This is a genomic window from Cryptosporangium minutisporangium (genome assembly GCF_039536245.1).
In the GTDB taxonomy this organism is placed as follows: domain Bacteria; phylum Actinomycetota; class Actinomycetes; order Mycobacteriales; family Cryptosporangiaceae; genus Cryptosporangium; species Cryptosporangium minutisporangium.
Genome location: NZ_BAAAYN010000002.1, coordinates 179,691 through 202,436, shown reverse-complemented (window position 1 = coordinate 202,436; position 22,746 = coordinate 179,691). Strand labels below are relative to the sequence as shown.

Here is a 22,746-nt window from a genome sequence, read left to right as displayed (position 1 = left end):
CTTGTGCTGAGTCCGCCCGCCGCTTGTGCTGAGCCCGCCCAGCGCTTGTGCTGAGCCCGTCTGGCGCCTGCGTTGAGCCCGTGCGGTGCCTGTGCTGAGCCCGTCTGGTGCGGCCTGGGTCAGGGACGGCGCGGCACGGACAACGTGACGAGCGCCAGCGCGACGAGGAGCAGGGCAGGCAGCACGCCGAGCGCGAGCCGCAGCCCGACGAGTTCGGTGAGCGCCCCGATCCCCGGCGGCCCGACCAGGAACCCCACGTATCCGCACGTGGTGACCGCCGCGATCGCCGCGCCGGGGTGCGCGCTCCCGCTACCGGCCGTCGACACCAGCGCCGGGAACGTGCACGAGAGTCCGAACCCGAGCACGGCGAAGCCGACCACGGTGCCGGCCGGCTCCCCGGTGAGCAGCCCGCCGCCCAGCCCGATCGCGGCCAGCGCGCAGAGCCACTGCATGGCCCGGCGCGCCCCGACGCGGGTCAACACGCGATCCCCGAGTAGTCGCCCGACCGTCATCGTCGCGCTGAACGCGACGAATCCGAGGCCTGCGGCGCCGACGTCCACCGCGAGGTTCTCCCGCAGGTAGACGCCGCTCCAGTCGCCGACGGCGCCCTCGCTGCTCAGGACGATGAATCCCACCGCGCCGAGCGCGAGCAACCGTCCGCTCGGCCGGGCGAACAGCGGCGGGGTCTCCGCGTCCTCGTCGACCCAGTCGGGGACGAACCAGCGGCTCACCGGCAGCCATCCGGCCAGCAGGATCGCCGCGACGAGCCCCATGTGCGTCGACACCGGCATCGACCACGCGGCCCCCAGGCTGCCGAGCCCGGCGCCGACCAGCGCGCCCAGGCTCAGCATCGCGTGGAAGCCCGACAGCACCGAACGGCCGTACCGACGCTCGACGCTCACCGCCTGGACGTTCATCGTCACGTCGCAGGCGCCGACCGCGAGGCCCCAGACGAACAGCGCGACGAACAGCGAGACGCCGTTGGCCGCCAGCCCGGGGAGCACCGCCAGAGCGCACGTCGCGACGAACGCGGCGCGCACCGCCCGCGGGCTGCCGAACCGGACCGCGGCGGCGCCACCCAGCGGCAGCGAGACCATCGATCCGATCGCGACTCCGAGCAGCGCCAACCCGAGTACGCCGGCGGAGAGCCGCAGGTCGGCCTTCAGCTCGGGGATCCACGGCACCCAGGCGCCGTACAGTGCGCCGTTCGCGCCGAACGTGTAGAACGTGGCGATGCGGGCCCGGCGCGCTGCCCGGTCCGGCCGCGTCGTGCGGTCCGGGTCGGGCACCCCGGTCGGCGTGAGCGCCGCCGCTGTCTCGCCGGCCGGGTCCATGATTCGACCCTACGTGCCCTCGCGACCGGTTCGACGAGGTGTACACCGTGGAGCGCTGGGCGTTCCGGGCACTCGTACGTCGCCGAAACGCGCAGCGAGTGTCCGGCCGCTCGGGCGGCGAGTTTCTTCTGCCTGCGGTGCATGCGTGGTGGGCGCCGTTTCCGGGCGCCTGGCGTGGTGGTGTTGGCGCCGTTTCCGGGTGCCTGCTGGGGATGGCTGGCGTGCCTTCCGCGTCATAGCGGGGGGTGCGATCCGCGGCGGCCTGGTTGAGCCAGGGGGCTGGTCCCAGTTGATGGGACGCGTCTCGGGTTATGGGAGCTCGTTGCTGTCGGAGGTCCGATTTCCGCGAATGCTGGGCCGACTCCCGCTAGGACGGGACGCCGGTATGGGGGGTGGTGTCGCCAGTGACGGGAACACCTGATTCCGGCCGGCGGATGAAAGTCGGATCCTGCACGTCATGACGTGCAGGATCCGACTTTCATCAGGTGAGACCGACGTCCCACCGCCCGCCCCCTCCGGGGAGAGCCACGTTCCGGCGTTCCGTACTGCGCCCACGCTGGCTCGCGGCAGCGGCCGGCGCGGGCGCACCGGCCGGCGCGGGCGCGCTGCCCGGCTCCGGCGTCGCGCCGGACATGGCTGTCGCGCTCTCCGAGTCACCCGAGCATGGTTGTGGCGCTCCCCGCGCCTGGGCGCGGAAGCGGCGACACCCACCGCGGCGTTCACCGTGAACGGCGACATCCACCGCGGCGCTTGCCTGGAGAACGGCGACGCCCATCCGGGCACGTCCCCCGAAGCCCACGCCCCTCCTCGGCGCGTCCCGCAAGATTCCGCGCTTCCGCGCTTCCGCGCTTCCGCGCTTCCGCGCTTCCGCGTCCCCGCGTCCCCGCGCTTCCGCGTCCCCGCGTCCCCGCGCTTCCGCGTCCCCGCGCTTCCGCGCTTCCGTGTCCCCGCGCTTCCGCGTCCCCGCGCTTCCGCGCCTCCGCCCTGCCGGCACGGCGAGGTTCTGTGTTCCCACGCCGCGCGCTCCGGGAAGTTCCGCATCCGCACCCGGCACGCACCGGGAGACTCCGCGGCGCCGCCCCCGGCGTGTCCCGCGGGTGCGCCTTGCGGTGGCCACTGTCCGGCGGTGGTGCGCGAGCACGCGTGAAAATGAAGAAGCCGGGCCCGAAGGCCCGGCCTCAACCACCGCGGGGTTAGCTCACGTACGCGCGGAGCGGCTCGGCCCGCAGCGGGTCGCGCAGCTTCGCCATCGTGCCCTTCTCGATCTGCCGGATGCGCTCGCGGGAGAGCCCGAAGTCGCGGCCGATCTCGTCGAGCGTGCGCTGGCGGCCGTCGTCGAGGCCGAAGCGGAGCCGGATCACCTCGCGCTCGCGGTCGGAGAGCGTCGCCAGCACCTTGTTGACCTCGGCCTTGAGCAGCGCGTACGAGACGTTGTCGGCCGGGCTCATCGGGTCGGCGTCGGCGATGAAGTCACCGAGCTGGCTTTCGCCGTCGTCGCCGACGGTCTGGTCGAGGCTCACCGGCTCGCGGTCGTAGCCGAGCAGCTCCACGACGCGGAACGGCTCGATGCCCAGCTCGGTGGCGAGCTCGGCCGGCGAGGGCTCGCGGCCCAGCGAGATCGACAGGTCGCGACGGGCGCGGACCAGCCGGTTGATCTGCTCGACCAGGTGGACGGGCAGCCGGATCGTGCGGGACTGGTCGGCCATCGCCCGGGTGATCGCCTGCCGGATCCACCAGGTGGCGTAGGTCGAGAACTTGAAGCCCTTGGTGTAGTCGAACTTCTCCACCGCGCGGATCAGGCCGAGGTTGCCCTCCTGGATCAGGTCGAGCAGCGACATGCCCCGGCCGGTGTACCGCTTGGCCACGCTGACGACCAGGCGCAGGTTCGCCTCGAGCAGGTGGTTCTTCGCGGCGACGCCGTCGCGGGCGACCTCGGCCAGGTCGACCCGGTCGTCGGCGCTCAGCACGCGGGCGGGATCCTCCAGCGCCTGGCCGGCGAAGAGCCCGGCCTCGATGCGCTTGGCCAGGTCGACCTCCTCGACGGCGGTCAGCAGCTTGGTCTTGCCGATCCCGTTCAGGTAAGCGCGGACCAGGTCGGCGGAGACGCCGCGCCCGGTCGAGTCGTCGGCGCCGCGGCTACCGCGGGTGCGCCGAGGGGTCTCTGGCTCGTCTTCTGCCCCGTCGATGCGGGACTGGGAGACGGCGTCGTCTTCCCCAGTCGCAGTGTCACCGCTGCGGCGGACGTCGGCGCTGTCGGCGTCGACATCCCCGGGCACGAGGTACACGTCGAACGCTTCCTCGATCATGAGCGGAACGGACACCCGGCTCGCCTCCTCGTGGCGCGGGGGAGGTGGACTCCCCCGCGTACTGTGCGTCGTGGAAACCAGGCTCGCGTTTTCGCCGTGAAGCCGCGGTGAGGTCGATGTGAGATCCGTGTGAGGTGGCCGCATCCGCAGGCCAGAGCAGCGCCGGTGACCTGCCACTACATCGGTGAACGCCGTCAGCGGGGCGGGCGCGGCGGTTACTGTCGGCTACCCGACAGCGATTTCGGGAACTCCACGCGCGTTTGCGGACAGTGGGTCGCGTTCGGGCTCGACAGGTCCCTCGTTCGGACGATTCCTCAATCCCCGTCTACGTTCCGTAGACTGGAGATGCGTCCGTCGTGGCGGAAGGAGACCCCCAATGGCCCGGTTGGGCGAGTTGGAGCGAGCGGTGATGGAGGTCCTTTGGTCCGCCGACGCTCCACGCACGGCCCGCGAGGTGGCCGATTCGCTGGCCAATCGCGAACTGGCGAAGACCACGGTGCTCACCGTGCTGTCCCGCCTCGAATCGAAAGGTCGCGTCGAACGATGCCGTGACCGATGGGCCCACACGTACACCCCGACCGCCACTCGCGAGGACTACATCGCCGAGCTGATGGACGAGGCGCTCGGCGACGCCGCCGACCGCACCGCCGCGCTGGTGCGCTTCGCTGGTCGGGTGAGCCCGGAGGAGGCCGCTGCCCTCTCCGGCGCGCTCGACGAGGCCTTGCGCCGGTCGGGCAAGGCCTCGGCGTAGTGCTGCACTTTCCCCAGCTCGCCACCAGGGAGGCGGAAGTGACTACGCGCATCGACCGGCCGCCGGCCGCCGGCTAGGTCGCCCCGTGCTGACCACGATTGCGGGTCTCGGCATCGTCGCCGTCCTGCTGATCGGCCCGGTGCCGGCCGCGCTGTCCCGTGCGGCGTGGGTCCAGCGTGAGCCGCGCGCGGTTCTCGTGCTCTGGCAGGCGCTCGGCCTGGCCGCCGGGCTGGCTGCCGGGGGAGCGGTCCTGGCGGCCGCACTCGCGCCGCTGGCTGGGTCGCTGCCGGGTGCGCTGGCCGCGTACTGGCGTTCCGGCGACCTCAGCGGTGGGCTCGACGTCGTGCACCTGTTCCTGCTGGGTGCGGCGATCGGGCTGTTCGGCTGGCTGCTGACGATGACCGCGGTGTCCTCCTGGCGGGCGACACGGTGCCGCGCGCGCCAGCGCGAGCTGGTCGACCTGGTGAGCACGCCGTGGCCGAACCGGGTCAGCCCGGCCCGGGCCACCGGCGCGGGTGCCCGGCTGATCGAGCATCCCGCGGCGGCGGCCTACTGCCTGCCCGGGCCGAGTTCCCGGGTCGTCATCACGACCGGCGCGCTGTCCCTGCTCGAGCCCGATGAGCTGGACGCCGTCCTCGCACACGAGCACGCACACCTGGCCGAGCGGCACGACCTGTTGCTGCTGCCGTTCGCGGCCTGGTCGGAAGCGATGTTCGGGCTCGCCGGTACCCAGCGCACGCGGCGGGCGGTCGCGCAGCTCGTCGAGATGCTCGCGGACGACCGGGCGTGCCTGGGCCGGGACCGTGCGGTGCTGGCCGCCGCGCTCGCCCGGGTCGGTGCGGCGGGTGCGAGCGGCGTGGCGCCGTCCGGGGCACTGGGATCGACGGATCTCGCGGTGTTGCCGCGGGTGCGGCGGCTCCTGGAGCCGCCCGCGCCGTCCTGGTGGCTGCGGACGCTGTCCTACGCGGCCGCCGCGGTGACGGCCACCTCCCCGTTCTGGGCGTTCGCGCTGCCGCTCGCGGTCGCCTGACGCGCCCGCTTCGCCGCGGAGAGCTCGCGTAACCGCCGTCGGTTGGTTGTCGCGCTTTCCGGGCGACGCTTGCGGTGGTTGTTGCGCTTTCTGGGCGACGCTTGCGGTGGTTGTTGCGCTTTCTGGGTGACGCCGCGGTGGTTGCTGCGCTTCCCGGGTGACGTCTGCTGTGGTTGTCGTGCTTTCTGGACAGGACGCCTGGTGGGTGTCGCGTTTTCTGGGTGACGCCTGGGATGGCTGGCGCGCTTTCCGTGCCATGGCACCGAAAGCGCAGCAATCATCCGGGCGGCCACCCGGAACGGCGACAACCACTCCGCGTTCCTCGGGCTCCGGGCCCGGACCGGAGGTACGCGTCAGCAGGTCGTGATCTTCACTTCGGTGGTCGCGTACTGCGGGGTTCCGGAGGGCGGTGTCAGCGTCGCGGTGATCGTCCACGCCGTCGTGCACCTCGGCGCGGCCTGGAGGTCAACCGTGAGGTCCTGCCCGCTGCCCAGGTCCGCGTAGTGAGTCTCCTGCTGGCGGACGTACGACCCGGACCAGGTCAGCGTCGAGTTCAGCAGCGCGGCGTCGAAGCCGGTCGGCACGGCCACCGACAGCGTCACGCTCGCGAGCCGCGCCTCGGTGTCGTAGAGCGAGACGGTGCTGCCGTACGCCGGGCTGACCACGGTCAGCGTGCCGAAGGTCCGGAACGGGTCGGCTGATGGCTTCGGCTTGGCCGAACCGGCGATCGGCCGGATCGACGACCGCGCGGATGTGGAGGGCGACGTCCGTGCGCCCGGCTTCTCGCGGTCGGACGTCGCGGACGGGCCGGAGACCCGCGTGCTCGGCGACGGACGCGGGGTCGTCAGGTCCGAGGCGGGCGACTCGTCCGGGAGCGTCGGCGCGGTCGGGCCGACGGCGAGGCTCTCCGTGGTCTGGGTGGGGGTGCGGTGGGTGGCCAGCGCGAGTGCACCGGCCGCGCCGAGAACCAGGACGGTGACGGCGATCGTGGCGGTGGTGGCGAACGGGCGGTACCGCCTGGTGCCGCGGCCGGCTCCCGAATCGTCGGGGGCCTCCGTGGACGCTTCGTTCGGGTCGGCTGCGTTCACGTCTCCGGCGGGGGCGGAGCTCGCGGGTGCTTCGGGTTCTCCAGGAGCCTCGGACGCGTGGGCCGCTGCGGTCTCGGGCGGGGCGGTCGGCAGGACCTGGGTCGGGTCGTCGTCCCACGCCTCGGACGCGGGGGCGGTGGGCTCCGGCCGCGGCATCGTCGCGGTAGCGGTAGCGGTACCGGCTCCCGCCAACCGGTCCGCGGACGCGGAGCTCTCGGAGGACGGTGCCGACTGGGAGGGCGGTGCCGACTGGGAGTGCGGTGCCGACGCGGGGCGCGGTGCCGACTGGGAGTGCGGTGCCGACGCGGGGCGCGGTGCCGATTCGGAGTGGGATGCCGACGCGTAGTGGTGTGTCGACTGGGAGTGCGGCGGCGTCGGCCGTCCCGGGGTCGTGCGCCCGCTCGTCGGCCGCGCGGCCGACGGTCGGGGCGGCGGCGTGCTCACCGGCGGGCGGCGCGGCGTGACGATCTCCGCGGTCGCGCCGTCGATGACCGCGTACGAGCCGGTCACCGCCCGCACCCGGTCGGTGCCGGCGGCGAGCCCCGCCCGCAGCGCCAGCTCCATCCGGTCGAGCAGCCGGTCGTTGAGTCCCGCGGGCACCGCGGTCAGCGGCAGCAGGGCCGCGAGCGCCGCCAGCGGCCACCGGTCGTAGGTCGTCGTGCACTTCGCGCACGGCGGCACCTTGCCCTTGCCCGCGCGGTGCGCGTGGACCTTCTTCCGGGCCGCGTGGTCCGGCTCCTTCGCCGCGTACCGGAGCGTGTCGCGCAGGTCGGGGCAGTCGTCCAGGGAGCGGGCCGCGATGACGTCCGCGACGACGTGGTCGCGGATCACGCTCAGGCGCTTCTCGATCGCCGCGGGCTTGTCCGGCTCGACCGCCGTCGCGATCGCGTCGGTGGACAGCTCGGCGGCTGCCGCGAGCGCGAACAGGATCCGGTCCGGACCGGTCAGGTCACCGGCTGCGCGCCACGCGACCAGCCGCAGGTCCTTCGGGTCCGGTGCGGCCGGCGGCTGCTCGCCCTTGCGTCGGAGCCACCCCAGCCCCACCGACTCACGGCGGAGCAGCTCGTGCTCGACCTCGATGCAGGCGTCGTAGATCAGCCGGATCATCGCCGCTCGTAACGTGCGGGCACCGACCAGACGTGACCGGACCGCCACCTCGAACACGCGGGCGGTCGCCTCTTCGGCTGCGTCCGGGTCGCGGAGCGCATTGAGGCAGGTCGAGTACGTCCAGCCGTGACACTCCTCGAACAGATCGGCCAGCGCTTCCTCGTTTCCGCGCTGGACCGCTGCAACAAGCGTCACGTCGTCCATGATTCGGCACGGTAAACGCTACGGCGGCGCAAAAGAAGTCAGGGGTCACACGAGTGGCCGAATCGGTGAGTCGGGCCTTAACTGGGCTTCGTTACGGTCTTAACCAGCCTTAAGGTGCGACCCCGTTACGCCCGCGCGCGACGCGTCGTGCGCGCCGCGCCATCGCCATCCGACGCGCGCGCCCGGCTTCCCGCTCCTCAGACCTCCAGCAGGATCGTCTGCGGCCCGACGTTCACCGACGACACCAGCATGTGGGTCCGGAACCGTCCGGTCTCCACCGTCGCGCCACGCTCGCGCAAGGCCGCGACCACCGCGTCCACCAGCGGCTCCGCCTGGTCCGCCGGTGCCGCCGCCAGCCAGGACGGCCGCCGCCCCTTCCGGGTGTCGGCGTAGAGCGTGAACTGGCTGACCACCAGGAGCGGCGCGCCGATATCGGACGCCGACCGCTCGTCGTCCAGGATGCGCAGTTCGTATACCTTCCGGGCGAGCAGCGCCGCCTGCTCCGGCGTATCGGTGCGCGCGACTCCGACCAGGACCAGGAGCCCGGACTCGATCGCCCCGACCACCTCGCCGTCGACCGTGACCGACGCCTCCGCGACGGTCTGCACGACCGCTCTCACCGAGCGGCCCCCGCAGCACCGGCGGCACCCGCCCCGCCTGCCGCGGCCCGCGGTCCAGCGGCCCCAACACCCGTCGCCGGCACCAACATGCCCCGCTCCACCAGCCGCCCGACCAACGGGATCGCGACCGTCGCCAGCGCCACCGGCTCCGCGTCGTACGCCGCCGCCAGCACCGACAGCTGGTCGGCGAGCGTCACGCTCCCATCGCATCCGCCGACCAGCGCGACCGTGACCGGGTCGACCTCCTGCGACCAGCGCCAGCCCGACTCCAGCGCGAGCACCTGCCGGTCCACCTCCCAGCCTTCGGCTCCCCGGGAGGCCGTCTGCCGCAACCGCAGGGACGGCGCCGCCACCAGCCGGGAACGCAGCAGATCCGCGCCCCGGACGAACGCCACCCGCTCGAACCAGGCCTCGACCTCGGGCCCCAGCACCGTGTCGTGCTCCTGCATCGCCTCCTCGACCCGGACCACCGGCTGGTCCGACCCGGCCTCGTGGACGCTGATCAGGCCGAAGCCCACCGCCTCCACCCGGTTCTCGGTGAACCAGTCCAGCCACTCCGCGGTACGCCGCTCGGCGTCCGCGCCGACCAGCTCACCGGCGTCGCGGAGCCAGAGCGCCACGTACCCGGCCGGATCGAGCGCCTCCCGCTGCACCGCGTGGGCGTCCAGGCCGGTCGCCGTCAGCCAGCCGCCGACCCGCTCCTCCCACGGCTCGCTCTCGATGTGCAGCCAGTTCGCGAGCAGCTGCCCGTACCCACCGGGCGCCAGCAATCCCGGCAACGCCGCCACGAGCTCCGAACAGATCCCGTCGCCGACCCGCCCGGAATCCCGGTAGACCATGCGGTCACGACCCGACCGCGACGGCCCGACAACGAACGGCGGGTTGCTCACCACCAGGTCGAATCGCCGCCCGGCCACCGGCGCGGCCAGGTCGCCGCGCACTGCCTCCCAGGTGAATCCGTTCAGAGCCGCGTTGGTCACCGCGAACCGGACCGCGCGCTCGGAGAGATCCGTCACAGTGACCGCGTCGACGTGCCGGGACAGGTGCAGCGCCTGGACGCCACAACCGGTCCCCAGGTCCAGTGCGGAGCCCACGGACGGACGCACCGTCGACTGCGCCAGCGTCACCGACGCGCCGCCGATTCCGAGCACGTGGTCGGTCCGCACCGGCCCGGGCCGGACGTCCGAACCGAGATCGGAGAGCACCCACCAGTTGCCGTCGTCGTCGCCGTACGGGGAGAGGTCGATCGCCGCCCGCACACCGTCCGCCACCTTCTCTACCAGACCGGTAGAGATCGCCCCCGCCAGGCCGAACGCGCCGAAGGCTGCGTCGGCGGCTTTCTCGGCGACGGTGCCGCCGGTGGGGAACAGGTCGATCAGCGTGCCCAGCGGGTCGTCTCCGCCGCGCTCGCGGAGCTGGTGCCGTACGGCGAGGAGCTCGCCGCGGCCCAGCGCCGAGCTCGCGGTCTCGCCCAGGCGGTCCGCCACCCCGCGCGGGGTGAAGTTCGCGTCCCGCAGCGCGGTGCGCAATCCCTCGATCTGGTCCGGAGAAAGCAACGGATCGGTCACCGGGCCATCCTCTCCCTCGGCCCGATGTCCCACGCCCCCGGGGGAGTGGAGGGCACCGGACGTGGCAGTCTGGACCCATGGTGACGCTGCGTCTGAGTCAGGACGTCGATGCCGACGCGTTCCTGGCCGAGGACCCGTTCGCGCTGCTCGTCGGCATGCTCCTCGATCAGCAGTTCCCGATGGAGCGGGCCTTCGGATCGCCCTACCTCCTCAGCCGCCGGATGGGCGTGACCCGGCTCGACCCGGCCGCGATCGCGGCGTTCGACCCGGACGAGTTCGCCGCGCTGTTCGCGACGCCACCGGCGCTGCACCGGTATCCGCAGGCGATGGCCGGGCGGGTGCAGACGGTGGCGACGCACGTGCTGGACGCCTACGACGGTGACACCGCACAGCTGTGGACCGGCGCCGCGGACGGCAAGGACCTCCTGAAGCGAGTGAAGGCGCTGCCCGGGTTCGGTGACCAGAAAGCCCGGATCTTCGTCGCGCTCCTCGGCAAGCAGCTCGGCGTCCGCCCGGAGGGCTGGCGCGAGGCCGCCGGCGTCTACGCCGAAGACGGCTCGACGCGGTCGGTCGCCGACGTCACCGGCCCGGAGACACTGCAGGCCGTTCGCGAGTTCAAGAAGGCAGCCAAGGCGAAGGCCAAGGAGGAATCCGCGCGATGAGTTTCGACGCCTCGCTGTGGCCCCTGGCCCGGCTACGCGTGCGCGCCGGTGCGATCGAACTGCGCCCGCCGACCGACGACGACCTCCCCGCGCTGGCCGCGCTGGTGCCGACCGAGGCCGGCCACGACCCGACGCTGCCGATCAGCGGAGTGTCCACCCCGGACGACGTGGCCGCCCAGGCGGTACTGCGGCAGGTCTGGCGATCGCGGGCCGAGCTGGCGCCGGAGCGGTGGCGGATCTGCCTGGCGGCCTACGTCGACGGCGTGCTCGTCGGCCAGCAGGACCTGAAGGCGGACGACTTCCCGCGCCGCCGGATCGTCGAGACGTCGTCCTGGCTGGGAGCCGAGCACCGGCGTCGCGGGCACGGCAAGGCGATGCGGGCGCTCGCGCTGCACCTGGCGTTCGAGGGCTTCGGCGCGGTGGCGGTGGAGAGCGAGTCGGCCGAGGGCAACGACGCGGCGCTGGGCGTCACCCGTTCGCTCGGGTACAGCCCCAGCGGCGACACCTACGAGGTGCACGACGGCGTCGTCACCCACATGCTCTGGTCGCGGCTGACCCGGGAGCGCTGGGCGCTGCACCGGCAGGGTTACGGCCTGGGGCCGGTGGAGTGCGAGGGCGTGGACGGCTGCCGGCGGCTGATCGGGCTCCCGGCCACCGATCCGGAACCGGCCAGCAACGGCAACCGCTCCGCGAACGGCGTCGCCCGGCCCAGCACACCGGTCGGAGAGCGCAGCGCGCCGACGGGGGAGCCGGCACCGGCCTGAACCCCGCCGACCCGCATGGCGGCGCCCACTGCGCAGTGCAACGATGGGTTGATGCGGTACCCGGCCCAAGGGTGACCGGGCGCCCCCGACTGAAGCGGGTGGAGCGCGTGCAGACACGGCGATCGCGGGTCGAGGTGATCACCGGGGCCGACCAGAGCCCCGCCGATCAGCTCCGCCGCCGCCAATGGCAGTACTTCGGGCTGATGATGCTGCGGGTCGTGTGTCTGATCGTGGCCGCCGTCCTGGTCAGCCTGGAGGTCCCGTACGCCCTGGCCTGGGTGCTCGTGCTGACCGTCGGCATGGTGCTGTTTCCGTGGATGGCGGTGATGCTCGCGAACGACCGTCCGCCGCGGGAGGAGAACCGGTTCTCGACCCGGTTCCGCCGGTCCCCGGCCGCAGCCCGCGCCTTGGCATCCGACGCCGAGCAGGCGGACGCCGCACACCCCGAGCGGCCCGAACTGAACGCCCGGCAGTTACCGCCGTCCTCCGCCCGGGTCATCGACCCGGACTGAACGAACGTCAGATGGACGTTATCCGGCGCCGGGTAGCGTCTATCTGCTGTCGTGCCCTACGGGCGCGCACCCGGTAGGCCGACGGCGAGCGTGCCGGCCCGCGCCCCCGCGGCGAGCGCCCCCGCGGGCCCCGCACCGGTGAGCCACGCCGCCAGCAGGCCGGCGGCGAACGCGTCCCCGGCGCCGGTGGTGTCCACCACCCGACGGGCCGGTTCCGCCGCCACCCACGCTGCCCCGCTCGTTCCGCGCCACCAGGCCCCACCGGCGCCGTCCTTCACCACCGCGGTCCCGACCGAGGTCGCCAGCTTCGCGGCCGACACCGACGGGTCGGACAGCCCGGTGAGCGCCGCCGCCTCTGCGGCGTTCGCCAGTAGCAGGTCGACCCCGGCGACCCAGCGGAGGAACCGGGCCGGGCCGACCGCCTCCAGCGGCGCCGCGGACGCCGCGTCGACCGAGATCGTCAGGTCCCGCTGCTTGGCGGCGTCCAGCGCGGCCAGCCCGGCTTTCCGGGAACCAGCGTCCAGCAGCGCGTAGCCCGACAGGTGCAGGTGCCGGACGCCGTCCCGCCCCACGACGGCCGCGACGTCGGCGGCGTCGAGCCGGTCCGCGGCCGCCCGGTCGGGAAACATCGTGCGCTCGCCGTCCCCGTCGACCAGGACGGCGATCGAGGCGGTCGGCAGCTCCGGGTCGACCGCGACCGCGGGCTCCACCCCGGCCGCCACCAGCTCGGCGATCCGCTCCCGCCCGGGGGCGTCGTCGCCGACGCGCGCGACCAGCGTCACCGGCACACCGACCCGGGCGAGCCAGACCGCGGTGTTCGCGGCGGCGCCCCCGCCGCTGTACCGGATCTTCGCCGGCCGGTCGGACCCGACCGCGGGCGGACCGTCGGTCCGGATGACGATGTCGGTCGCCAGGTCGCCGACGACCGCGACCCGTCCCGCGCGGCTCCGGCCCGCAGCCGTTCCCACCCCGCTGGGCGCGGGGTGCGGGCCGTTCGCCTCGGTGGTCACGGCCGTCAGGCGTGCGCGCGGGTCGGCGACGAGTCCGGGGTCACGCGAGCGCCGTCCGGGTGCCGGCGAACGCCACCGCGATCCGGCCGGCCAGATCGGCGTTGCGCAGGATGATCCTGGTGTTGACCGTGAGGCTCTGGCCTTCGGTCGCCGCGTGGAAGTGCGCCAGCAGGTACGGCGTCACGTCCTTGCCGGTGACGCCCTCGCGCTCCAGCCCGGCCAGGCCCTCGGCCAGCACCCGGTCGTGCAACGCCGGGTCGAGCTGCTCGGCGACCGGCAGCGGGTTCGCGACCACGACCGCGCCGGACGAGAGCTTCAACTCCCGGGTGGCCCGCAGCGTCTCGGCGATCTCGGTCACCTCGTCCGCGCGCCACCCGACCGGGTAGCCGGAGTCGGCGAGGTAGAAGCCGGGGAAGCGGTCGGTGCGGTAGCCCAGCACGGTCACGCCGGTCGATTCCAACCGCTCGAGCGTCGCCGGGACGTCGAGGATCGACTTCACGCCCGCGCAGACCACCGCGATCGGCGTCCGGGCCAGCGTGCCCAGGTCGGCGGACTCGTCGAACGTCGTCGAGGCGTCCCGGTGCACGCCGCCGAGCCCGCCGGTCGCGAGCACGACGGTGCCGACCGCCGCCGCTACCGCCGCGGTGCTGGCCACGGTCGTGGCGCCGTCGGCCCGCTTGGCCGCGAGCACCGGCAGGTCACGGACGCTGGCCTTGGCGACGCCGTCGGTCAGCGCGAGGTGCCGCAGCTGCCCCTCGTCGAGGCCGACGCAGATCTCTCCGCTCAGGACGCCGATCGTGGCCGGCACCGCTCCGGTCGCGCGGACCGTGCGCTCGATCTCGGCACCGACGTCGAGGTTCTGCGGGCGAGGTAGCCCGTGGGACAGGATCGTGCTCTCCAGCGCGACCACCGGTGCGCCGGTGCGCACCGCTTCCGCGACTTCCTCGCCGAGCCTGATCCGGTAGCGCCCGAGCGGCGGTTCGATCTCCACGCGAACACCGTACTTCCTGGTGATGAGCATCCCATCGAGGCCTGGACCCGAGATCTGGGCGTGACCTCACGTCGGCCATCAGGGGGCTCTGCGGGCGGTCATGCGGCAGACTGGAAGCGCATCAGTTGGTTCGCGGGAACCATCACGTCGTAGGAGAGGAAGCACTGTGGGAGCCACCGAGACGCTGGAGCGGCCGGAGACCCAAGAGCGCCAGACCGACAACGCCCCCGAGGTCTTCCATTACGTGAAGAAGAACAAGATCGCCGAGAGCGCGGTCATGGGCACGATGGTCCAGGCGCTCTGCGGCGAGGTGTTCCCGGTGACCAAGTCGCCGAAGCCGAACTCGCCGGTCTGCCCGGCGTGCAAGGAGATCTACGAGTCGCTGCCCAAGGGCGAGTGAGCCAGCGCGGCGGCGCTTCCGGGATCACCCGGAAGCGCTGACCGAGCCGGCCTCGCTTCGGGGTCGGGCAGCTCCGCCGGTGCGGGATCCGGGCGGCGGTCGGCGGCGTCGTCCCGGTCCGGGTCGGGCACCTCCGGAGCGGTGTTGGACGTCTGCGGTGCCCCGCCGGCACTGTCGCGCTCCGCTGCGGCACGGTCGGGATCTTCGTCCCGGTCGTCGAGCGTCTCTCCGCGGACCCCGGCGCGGAGCCGACGCCAGAGACGAGCGATCCGGTGCAGGTGCCTGGGCCGGCGGCCGGCCGGGTGCAACTCCTCGAGCGTGCCGTTCAGCTCCGCGCCGAGCAGGACGGCGAACGCCAGCACGTAGAAGTAGAGGAGCGCGACGATCGGCGCCGCGAGCGTCGAGAACAGCAGCAGTTCGCCGCCGAGCCGGCCCATGTAGAGCCGCAGGACCCACGACAGGCCGACGAAGAGCACCAGCGCGAGCGCGGCGCCCGGAAACGCCCGCCGCCAGCGCAGCCGAACCGGCGTCGCGTAGTGGTAGAACGCCGAGAGCGCCATGAACACGATCGCCGCGGTCACCGGCCAGTACCCCCACCGGATCACCGCCTCCGCGGCCGAGTGCCAGCTGTCCGGCAGCCGGGCCACGACGAAGTCCGGCCCCAGCACCACCAGCGGCACCGCCACCACGGCGGTCGCGAGCGTGAAGACGTAGAGCCAGAGCGCCAGTAGGCGGCTGGCTACCGCGCCCCGCAGCTCCCGCTGCCCGTAGGCGATCGAGACCGTGTTGACGAACGTCGCGGTGGACGACGAGCCCGCCCAGAGCGCCAGCGCGATGCTGATCGTCGCCACCCCGCCGCGCCCGTGCCGCAGTAGCTCGCCGACGATCGGCGTCACCACGTCCTGCTGGACCGAGGGGTTCACCAACCCCGCCGTGACCCGCAGCGCGTGCGCCTCCGTGCGGTTGACCAGGTCGGTGCCGGTCCAGCGTGCGGCGTACCCGAGGACGCCGAGCACCGCGAGCATCAGCGGCGGCACCGACAGCAGCTGCCAGAACGCGGCTTCGGCCGACAAACCCAGGATCCGGTCCTGCCACGCCTTCGCCACGGCCGAACGCGCGATCTGCCACACCGTGCAGATCGTCACCCACAGGGGCCGGAGAGTAGCCGCCACCGAGCGAAGCGCGGCGCGCACCGGGCCGAAAGCCGGACCCAGCGCGCGTCGCGCGGCTCGGGATGCCGTCGCACGCAGCCATGCGACGCGCCCGGCGGGAAGTGTGAGCATGTCAACCGTTCACGCTACGGGGTAGGAGCGCCGGCGCCGCGCCCGGACCCGGTGTCGTCGCAGCATGTCGCCACGGCACGGGGCACCGACGGACCAGCTCGGTAAAACTCACCGCTGCGGGAGCCGCAGCCGCTCCCCATCATCCCGCACCGACGCCGGGTAGGCTCCGTAAAGCCCTCGCGCAGCGGTCGCCGCCGGGGGCGCACTGGTGTTCGGAGCTACCGGCGTGGAGGGTGTGGTTTGACCGCGAACCCAGTGAGTGCAAGTGCCGGCACGGTCGGGGGAGCCGCTCCGCCGCTCCGCGTCTGGCAGCGCAAAGCGCTCGTCGAGTACCTCCGTCGCTCGCCGCAGGACTTCCTGGCGGTCGCGACCCCGGGAGCCGGAAAGACGACGTTCGCACTTCGGATCGCCGCCGAGCTGCTCGCCGACCGGACGGTCAGCCAGGTCACGGTCGTCGCGCCGACCGAGCACCTGAAGACGCAGTGGGCGCAGGCAGCGGCCCGGGTCGGCATCCAGCTCGACCCGACGTTCTCCTCGACCGGGCTCACGTCGTCCGACTTCCACGGGATCGTCGTGACGTATGCGCAGGTCGGCCTCTACCCGGGGATCCACCGGAGGCGGGTCACCGCCCGCCCGACCCTGGTGATCCTCGACGAGATCCACCACGCCGGCGACTCGCGCACCTGGGGCGACGGCGTCCGGGTGGCGTTCGAGCCGGCCACCCGGCGGCTGGCCCTGACCGGTACGCCGTTCCGGTCGGACGCCAACCCGATCCCGTTCGTGCAGTACGAGCGCGACCGGAACGGGCTGACCCGGTCCCGGTCCGACTCCAACTACGGCTACGCGGACGCGCTGCGCGACCAGGTCGTCCGGCCGGTGCTGTTCCTCGCATACTCCGGCGAAGCCAAGTGGCGCACCAGCGCGGGTGAGGAGCTCTCCGCCCGGCTGGGAGAGCCGCTGACGGCCGAGCAGACCGGCCAGGCCTGGCGGACCGCGCTCGATCCCAAGGGCGACTGGATGCCGCAGGTGCTGCGGGCCGCCGAGGCCCGGCTCACGGTCATCCGCCAGCACGGCATGGCGGACGCCGGCGGCCTGGTCATCGCGACCGACCACGCGGCCGCCAAGGCCTATGCCGAGCTGCTGCGCCGGATCACCGGTAAGGCGCCGGTCGTCGTGCTCTCGGACGATGGCACCGCGAGCGCCAAGATCGCGGCGTTCGCGGCGTCGGAGGACCGGTGGATGGTCGCGGTCCGGATGGTGTCGGAGGGCGTCGATATCCCGCGGCTCGCGGTCGGGGTCTACGCGACCAGCGCCAGCACACCGCTCTACTTCGCGCAGGCGATCGGGCGGTTCGTGCGGGCGCGGCGTCCGGGGGAGACCGCGACCGTGTTCCTTCCGAGCGTCCCGGTGCTGCTGGGGCTCGCCGGGGAGATGGAGGTCGAGCGGGACCACGTGCTCGACCGGCCGCACCGGGAGAAGCTTCTCGACGACGACCTGGTCGCGGCCGCGAACCGCACCGAGGACGAGGACACCGACGACAAGCCGAAGTTCACCGCGCTCTCGGCGTCGGCGCACCTCGACCAGGTGATCTACGACGGTGCCTCGTTCGGCACCGGCGCGGCGCCGGGCACCGCCGAGGAGGAGGAGTACCTGGGGTTGCCCGGTCTGCTCAACTCCGACCAGATCGCGGCGCTGCTGGCGAAGCGTCAGGCCGAGCAGGTGGCGGCGCAGCGGCGGGCGGCGGCCGCGCAGAAGGCCTCCGGGGGACCGGACGTGCCGGAGCCCGAGGCGGTGCCGACGTCGAGCTTCGCGCGGCGCCAGATGCTGCGGAAGCAGCTGAACACGTTGGTGGCGGCTCAGCACCACCGCACGAACCGGCCGCACGGCCAGATCCACGCCGAGCTCCGCCGTCTCTGCGGTGGTCCGCCCAGCGCCCAAGCCACGATCGAACAACTCGAAGAGCGGATCGCGACGATCCAGACCTGGTCTTAGGTGCGCGGCCACCCGAGAACGACGAAGCCCCCCAGCCTTTCGGCTGGGGGGCTTTTGTCGCTCGGGCCTCAGTCCTCGGAACGAAGGATTTGAACTGCCACCTTCTCGAGGTCCTTGGCGTACTTGTGACCATGGTGACCGCAGAAGACGAGGTCGCCGCCGCCGGGCAGAACTGCCCGGACCTTGGCAGCCGCACCGCACCGGTCGCAACGCTCGCCAGCTGACGGCGCCTCGGTCGGCGGCGGGGTCAGGGTCGGGGTCATTGGCCTCCTCCTCTGCTCTCACCGTGCTGTTCGTTGTGCTTACCGCTCACACATCGTCCAACACATCAGTGTGCTGAGACGTTCCTGATCCACCGCCATGTTCCGCATCACACAGCGAGTGACCAGGTGTCTCGGGCCCACCGCGCACGATGATCGGCGGGTCCACCACCAGAGTGCCACGGGAAACGGCGTTCCGGAGATCGGATCTCGGACAGACATCCGGGCCTGCCAAATCACTTCGAGTACATCGAGGATATATGCCGCGAAACGATCCGCCGGACAACGTTCTGACATCTCGCGGTCACCAAGTTGGAACACGTCGAGAGGGCCCTTTGGGGGCTTCGGCGGGCGGATCTGCCCCGCTTTTGCGCCGGCCGGACGGACCGGGAACGGTGTCCCGCGCCGGGTAGGCGCGGCCGCGGACGGCAGGCGGCTGCACGACGTCATTACCGAAAGTAGTTCTGCGGACGCCGTGCGGCGGGACAGCCGCGCGACGGCGCCGGCGGGGCAGCACCGGACGCGAATCGGCGCCGCCGCCCGGGAACCGGGTGGCGGCGCCGGAGACGACGCTCAGTCCAGGTAGTCGCGCAGAACCTGCGACCGCGACGGGTGACGCAGCTTCGACATCGTCTTGGACTCGATCTGGCGGATCCGCTCCCGGGTCACGCCGTAGACCTGGCCGATCTCGTCCAGCGTCCGCGGCTGGCCGTCGGCGAGGCCGAAGCGGAGCCGGACCACGCCGGCCTCCCGCTCGGAGAGCGTCTGCAGCACGGACTGCAGCTGGTCCTGGAGCAGCGTGAAGCTGACCGCGTCGACCGCGACGACGGCCTCCGAGTCCTCGATGAAGTCACCGAGCTGGCTGTCGCCCTCGTCGCCGATCGTCTGGTCGAGCGAGATCGGCTCCCGGGCGTACTGCTGGATCTCCAGCACCTTCTCCGGGGTGATGTCCATTTCCTTGGCGAGCTCCTCCGGGGTGGGCTCGCGGCCCAGGTCCTGGAGCAGCTCACGCTGGATGCGGCCGAGCTTGTTGATGACCTCGACCATGTGCACCGGGATACGGATCGTCCGCGCCTGGTCGGCCATCGCGCGGGTGATCGCCTGCCGGATCCACCAGGTGGCGTACGTGGAGAACTTGTAGCCCTTGGTGTAGTCGAACTTCTCGACCGCGCGGATGAGACCCAGGTTGCCTTCCTGGATCAGGTCGAGGAACGCCATGCCGCGGCCGGTGTAGCGCTTGGCCAGCGAGACGACGAGCCGGAGGTTCGCCTCCAGCAGGTGGTTCTTGGCGCGCTCGCCGTCGCGGATGATCCAGTTCAGGTCGCGGCGGAGCTGGTGCGGCATCTTCTCGCCGCGGTCCTCGCCCTGACGCATGCGCTCGGCGGCGTAGAGACCGGCTTCGATCCGCTTGGCGAGGTCGACCTCCTCCTCCGCGTTGAGCAGCGCGACCTTACCGATCTGCTTGAGGTACGCCCGGACCGAGTCGGCCGACGCGGTGAGCTCGGCGTCCTTACGCGCCTGCTTCAGCGCCTCGGACTCCTCCTCTTCCTCGTCGAAGGCGAACTCTTCCTCTTCGCCGTCCGTCAGCACGACCGGCTCGTCGACGGCGAGGCCGCCCTCGGCGGGCGGGCCGGCAGTCGGCGCGCCTTCAGCCGGGGCTGCACCAGCGGCCGGTGCGGCCTGTCCGGCGGCGGTCTTCTTGGCGGCGGCACGCTTCGTCGGGCGGGGCGTGGGGGCCGCGGCAGCGGTCGGAGCCTCGGCGGGCGCGGTGGGGGCCGCGGCGGCGCGCGTGGTCTTCGCCGTCGTCGCCTTCGACGCCGGGGTGGTGGCCGAGCGAGCGGCAGCGACCCGGCGACGGGTCGGGCGGGGGTCCGCCGAGCCGTTGACGACGACGGTGACGCCGGCGATCGACAGGCCCTGCAGGATCTTCTTGCCTTGAGCTGGTGACACCCCCGCACCACCGAGAACCCGCGCCACCTCATCAGAGGTGAGGGAGGCGGTATCACCCGCCCGCGCTGTCAGCGTGTCGACGAGGGAACGGACGATGTCGGCCCGCGGAGGGGTGCGGTCGGCGTCTGTCACGAAGTGACCTTCCACGTGTCGGTGCGGCGGGGCACACACCTCACCGGTCAGGGGCTGACCGGGGGGCTGATCTCCAAGATTCCTCCGGGTCTTCCCGGTGGCTGGCAACGAATTGTACCGCCGGGTCGGGGGAGACGGTTCCCACCATCGATCCATCCGTTGTGTCTGGTTGGTGGGGGTCGCCCGGCCTGGCGAGGCTCGACGCCTGCTGGACTGTACGTCGCATTCCCGGGTTCTGGCCACGACCGCCACGAAGCAACATTCGCACTACCAGCACGGAACGATTCAGCGGCTCGATTCAGTCGCCGCGCGGGCGGGTGCGAAGGTGGGCCTGGGGGATCTCGACGCGAGGAGCACAACCGACATGGCAGTAGCACCCACCGAACTGAAGGATCTCGCCGTCGACCTCGTCCGCCGGGCGGCCGTCCTGGTCGGGAACGAGCGGACGGCGGCGGTCACCTCGGTGGAGACCAAGTCGACGCCGACCGACCCGGTCACCGCGGCCGACCGGGCGGCCGAGGAGCTGGTGGTGGAGGGGCTGGCCGCGGCGCGCCCCGGCGACCTGGTGCTCGGTGAGGAGGGTGGGTTCCGACCGGTCGGGAAGGAGGCCGCTCCCGACGCGGTGCGGTGGCTGCTCGACCCGATCGACGGGACCGTCAACTTCGTCTACGGCATCCCGGCGTACGCGGTGTCGCTCGCGGCGGAGGTGGACGGGGTGGTCGTCGCCGGGGTGGTGCGGAACGTCGTCACCGGGGAAGAGTGGACGGCGGTGCGCGGTGGCGGCGCCTGGCGCGACGGGACGCGGCTGCACGGCTCGTCGGTGACCGCGCTGGGCAGCGCGCTGGTCGGCACCGGGTTCGGCTACGCGGCGCAGCGGCGCCGGGAGCAGGCCGAGGTGCTGCTGCGGCTGCTGCCGGAGATCCGGGACATCCGCCGGATCGGATCGGCGGCGCTCGACCTGTGCGCAGCGGCCGAGGGGCGGCTGGACGCGTTCTTCGAGCGAGGATTGAGCCCGTGGGACCGGGCCGCCGGCGGGTTGATCGCCGAGGAGGCGGGGCTGCTGGTCACCGGCTTGCGCGGCGAGCCGGCGAGCGACGCGATGACGCTGGCCGCACCCCCCAAGATCCACGCAGCCCTACACGACGCCCTGATAGCAGCCACTCCCCAGCGCTGACCGGCCCCGAGCGCAGTCTGTTCTGACCCTCAGCAGGCCGTGCAGACTCAACAGTTGGCGGGTTGGGAGGGTTGCGGGGGGTCCAGGCCCTCGAGCTCGGCCGGGACCTCCTTGTCCGGGGTCAGTTCCTTGAACTCGATCCCGAGGACGACGTCCACGCTGGCGTCCTCACGGGCGTCGTCGACGATCACGCTGCCGCGCAGGTTCGCCTGGAGCAGCTGCGCCGCACCGGCTCCGGTCGGCCCGTAGCGGATCTGCGCGGTCTGCGTGACCGGCTCGCCCTGCGGGTCGTTGCCGACGTCGATCACCTTGAAGCCGCGCTTCTCCAGCGCGGTCCGCACCTTGTCGGCGAGGCCCGCCTCGTCGGTGCCGTTGTAGACGCGGACCTGCACCGCGTTCGGCGCCGGGATGCTCGCCTGCACGGTGTCGCAGCCCAGAGCCGACTTCCCGGTCTGGTCGTCGGTGACGATCGCCCACACCACGGTGATGACCGCGACCAGCGCCAATACCCCGATTACTGTCAGTGCCCTGACTCGCGCCAGGCTCACCGCCCCACCATCCCGGTCGTCATGGGCCCAGACTGTAGCGTCCCGGTTCATCCCCGGTGATAACCCGGCGACCGTTCCGGATCCGGGTCCGCGCTGCCGGCCCGTACCTCAGGCTCCACCGGCCAGCGGGCGGAGGCGACGACGGGTCTGGGACCGCGGGTGAGGGCCGGCCCGCCACCGTTCCCGCTGCGTGGCGCGCAACCGGCTGAGATATCGCTCGGCGAGCCAGTCCGGCTCGTCGGCGGAGCAGCTCGGGGTGTCGACCAGCGCTCCACCGCCGGGCAGCGGCACCAGCGCGGAGCCGGCGCCGGCCCGCGGTGCCCCGCCGGACAGCGCGTCCACCAAGCTGCTCTTGCCGCAGCCCGGCGGACCGACGACCGCGGCCGCGCCCGCGGCCCCGTCCGGACTCGCGAGGCTGGCGGCCGGCGTCGAACCGGGCAGCAGGGCGCGTAGTCGATGCAGACCGGCCACGCCGGGATGGTCCGGCAGCGTGCTCACGCCCACGACCCGGGTCCCCGGACAGCTCTCGGCGAGCACGGCCAGGTCGGCCAGGACGGAGCGGACCACCGCGCCGTCCGGTGCCCGGTCGATCTGGCTCAGCACCAGCACCGGCGTCGCCGAACTCGCCGCGGCGAGCGCGAGCAACCGCTCGGTACGGTCCGGCGAGAGCGTCGCGGAGAACGTCTGCACCACGAGCACCAGATCGACGTTGGCCGCGAGAACCTCGCCGCAGACGTCGTCGGCGCCCCGGCCGCGCCGCACCACGGAGGTCCGGGGGAGCACCGCGACCAGCGCGTTTCCGGCCAGGACGGCCCAGTCGCCCGCGACCGGCGTCAGCCCCGGCTCGGCGACCGCGCGCACCGGTCCGGTCGCCGCCAGGCAGCCACAGCCGTCGTCGTCGACGTCGGTGACGCGTGCCGGGACGAGTGGCCCGCATCCGGTGGAGAGCCGTCGCGCCACCCGCCCACCGGACGGGGGCCACCGCGCCCGGCGTTCGTCCGGCAACAGTAGGTGCCGTGTCCCGGCTGGTGAGCGGTGAGGTTCGGGGTCCCCGATCCGG

At 72.8% G+C, this 22,746-nt stretch carries 20 protein-coding genes; 8 read left to right on the top strand and 12 right to left on the bottom strand.

What is annotated here, in order from left to right; all coding sequences use genetic code 11:
* Positions 1-119: 119 nt before the first annotated feature.
* Positions 120-1,334: an MFS transporter gene (locus ABEB28_RS02210; protein WP_345726222.1), complete on the bottom strand. Its 1,215-nt coding sequence runs from the start codon at positions 1,332-1,334 to the stop codon at positions 120-122.
* 1,193 nt (positions 1,335-2,527) lie between these two features.
* Entirely contained in the window at positions 2,528-3,655 is a 1,128-nt protein-coding gene (gene sigB / locus ABEB28_RS02205) for an RNA polymerase sigma factor SigB (protein ID WP_345726221.1), read from the bottom strand.
* Positions 3,656-4,016: 361 nt separating this feature from the next.
* Here sigB and ABEB28_RS02200 point away from each other — a divergent pair, with 361 nt between their 5' ends.
* A complete protein-coding gene (locus ABEB28_RS02200; RefSeq protein WP_345726220.1) occupies positions 4,017-4,391 on the top strand; it encodes a BlaI/MecI/CopY family transcriptional regulator in 375 nt (124 codons plus the stop codon).
* An 85-nt stretch (positions 4,392-4,476) separates the two neighbouring features.
* Complete coding sequence (locus ABEB28_RS02195; protein ID WP_345726219.1) at positions 4,477-5,421, top strand: M56 family metallopeptidase; 945 nt, start codon at positions 4,477-4,479, stop codon at positions 5,419-5,421.
* A 353-nt stretch (positions 5,422-5,774) separates the two neighbouring features.
* Here ABEB28_RS02195 and ABEB28_RS02190 read toward each other — a convergent pair whose 3' ends face one another.
* The 3 genes from ABEB28_RS02190 to ABEB28_RS02180 form a co-directional block, all read right to left on the bottom strand.
* Positions 5,775-7,820, bottom strand: a complete 2,046-nt coding sequence (locus tag ABEB28_RS02190; protein ID WP_345726218.1) for an RNA polymerase sigma factor — start codon at positions 7,818-7,820, stop codon at positions 5,775-5,777.
* A 197-nt stretch (positions 7,821-8,017) separates the two neighbouring features.
* The gene (dtd, locus tag ABEB28_RS02185; RefSeq protein WP_345726217.1) at positions 8,018-8,440 is read right to left on the bottom strand and encodes a D-aminoacyl-tRNA deacylase; all 423 of its coding nucleotides are present in this window, start codon (positions 8,438-8,440) and stop codon (positions 8,018-8,020) included.
* Positions 8,437-10,008: a DUF7782 domain-containing protein gene (locus tag ABEB28_RS02180; RefSeq protein WP_345726216.1), complete on the bottom strand. Its 1,572-nt coding sequence runs from the start codon at positions 10,006-10,008 to the stop codon at positions 8,437-8,439. The genes dtd and ABEB28_RS02180 overlap by 4 nt, the downstream gene beginning before the upstream one ends.
* 77 nt (positions 10,009-10,085) lie before the next feature.
* Between ABEB28_RS02180 and ABEB28_RS02175 the strand changes: the two genes are divergently transcribed.
* The 3 genes from ABEB28_RS02175 (at position 10,086) to ABEB28_RS02165 (ending at position 11,946) form a co-directional block, all read left to right on the top strand.
* Positions 10,086-10,670 (top strand): HhH-GPD-type base excision DNA repair protein, encoded by a 585-nt coding sequence (locus tag ABEB28_RS02175; protein WP_345726215.1) that lies wholly within the window; start codon positions 10,086-10,088, stop codon positions 10,668-10,670.
* Positions 10,667-11,434, top strand: a complete 768-nt coding sequence (locus ABEB28_RS02170) for a GNAT family N-acetyltransferase (protein ID WP_345726214.1) — start codon at positions 10,667-10,669, stop codon at positions 11,432-11,434. The genes ABEB28_RS02175 and ABEB28_RS02170 overlap by 4 nt, the downstream gene beginning before the upstream one ends.
* 107 nt (positions 11,435-11,541) lie before the next feature.
* Positions 11,542-11,946: a DUF3099 domain-containing protein gene (locus ABEB28_RS02165; protein WP_345726213.1), complete on the top strand. Its 405-nt coding sequence runs from the start codon at positions 11,542-11,544 to the stop codon at positions 11,944-11,946.
* 56 nt (positions 11,947-12,002) lie between these two features.
* On the opposite strand, the gene ABEB28_RS02160 is transcribed toward ABEB28_RS02165, so the two are convergent.
* Both ABEB28_RS02160 and ABEB28_RS02155 read right to left on the bottom strand, forming a co-directional pair.
* Positions 12,003-12,914 (bottom strand): carbohydrate kinase family protein, encoded by a 912-nt coding sequence (locus ABEB28_RS02160; protein WP_376980721.1) that lies wholly within the window; start codon positions 12,912-12,914, stop codon positions 12,003-12,005.
* A gap of 82 nt (positions 12,915-12,996) precedes the next feature.
* Positions 12,997-13,971 (bottom strand): pseudouridine-5'-phosphate glycosidase, encoded by a 975-nt coding sequence (locus ABEB28_RS02155; protein WP_425558905.1) that lies wholly within the window; start codon positions 13,969-13,971, stop codon positions 12,997-12,999.
* Between the two features lie 142 nt (positions 13,972-14,113).
* Here ABEB28_RS02155 and ABEB28_RS02150 point away from each other — a divergent pair, with 142 nt between their 5' ends.
* Entirely contained in the window at positions 14,114-14,347 is a 234-nt protein-coding gene (locus tag ABEB28_RS02150; protein ID WP_345726210.1) for a DUF3039 domain-containing protein, read from the top strand.
* On the opposite strand, the gene ABEB28_RS02145 is transcribed toward ABEB28_RS02150, so the two are convergent.
* The gene (locus ABEB28_RS02145) at positions 14,320-15,492 is read right to left on the bottom strand and encodes a YihY/virulence factor BrkB family protein (RefSeq protein ID WP_345726209.1); all 1,173 of its coding nucleotides are present in this window, start codon (positions 15,490-15,492) and stop codon (positions 14,320-14,322) included. The two genes, ABEB28_RS02150 and ABEB28_RS02145, sit on opposite strands and share 28 nt — an antisense overlap.
* Positions 15,493-15,885: 393 nt before the next feature.
* On the opposite strand from ABEB28_RS02145, the gene ABEB28_RS02140 reads away from it, so the two are divergent.
* Positions 15,886-17,622 (top strand): DEAD/DEAH box helicase, encoded by a 1,737-nt coding sequence (locus tag ABEB28_RS02140; RefSeq protein ID WP_345726208.1) that lies wholly within the window; start codon positions 15,886-15,888, stop codon positions 17,620-17,622.
* Positions 17,623-17,690: 68 nt separating this feature from the next.
* Here ABEB28_RS02140 and ABEB28_RS02135 read toward each other — a convergent pair whose 3' ends face one another.
* Both ABEB28_RS02135 and ABEB28_RS02130 read right to left on the bottom strand, forming a co-directional pair.
* Positions 17,691-17,885 carry a DUF7455 domain-containing protein gene (locus ABEB28_RS02135; RefSeq protein ID WP_345726207.1) on the bottom strand — a complete coding sequence of 65 codons (195 nt, stop codon included), beginning with the start codon at positions 17,883-17,885 and terminating at the stop codon, positions 17,691-17,693.
* Positions 17,886-18,455: 570 nt separating this feature from the next.
* Positions 18,456-19,964 carry an RNA polymerase sigma factor gene (locus ABEB28_RS02130; protein ID WP_345726206.1) on the bottom strand — a complete coding sequence of 503 codons (1,509 nt, stop codon included), beginning with the start codon at positions 19,962-19,964 and terminating at the stop codon, positions 18,456-18,458.
* A gap of 364 nt (positions 19,965-20,328) precedes the next feature.
* On the opposite strand from ABEB28_RS02130, the gene ABEB28_RS02125 reads away from it, so the two are divergent.
* Positions 20,329-21,138, top strand: a complete 810-nt coding sequence (locus ABEB28_RS02125) for an inositol monophosphatase family protein (RefSeq protein WP_345726205.1) — start codon at positions 20,329-20,331, stop codon at positions 21,136-21,138.
* 47 nt (positions 21,139-21,185) lie between these two features.
* Here ABEB28_RS02125 and ABEB28_RS02120 read toward each other — a convergent pair whose 3' ends face one another.
* Both ABEB28_RS02120 and rsgA read right to left on the bottom strand, forming a co-directional pair.
* Positions 21,186-21,686 (bottom strand): LytR C-terminal domain-containing protein, encoded by a 501-nt coding sequence (locus tag ABEB28_RS02120; protein ID WP_345726204.1) that lies wholly within the window; start codon positions 21,684-21,686, stop codon positions 21,186-21,188.
* 108 nt (positions 21,687-21,794) lie between these two features.
* Positions 21,795-22,646, bottom strand: a complete 852-nt coding sequence (rsgA, locus tag ABEB28_RS02115) for a GTPase RsgA (protein WP_345726203.1) — start codon at positions 22,644-22,646, stop codon at positions 21,795-21,797.
* Positions 22,647-22,746: the final 100 nt, after the last annotated feature.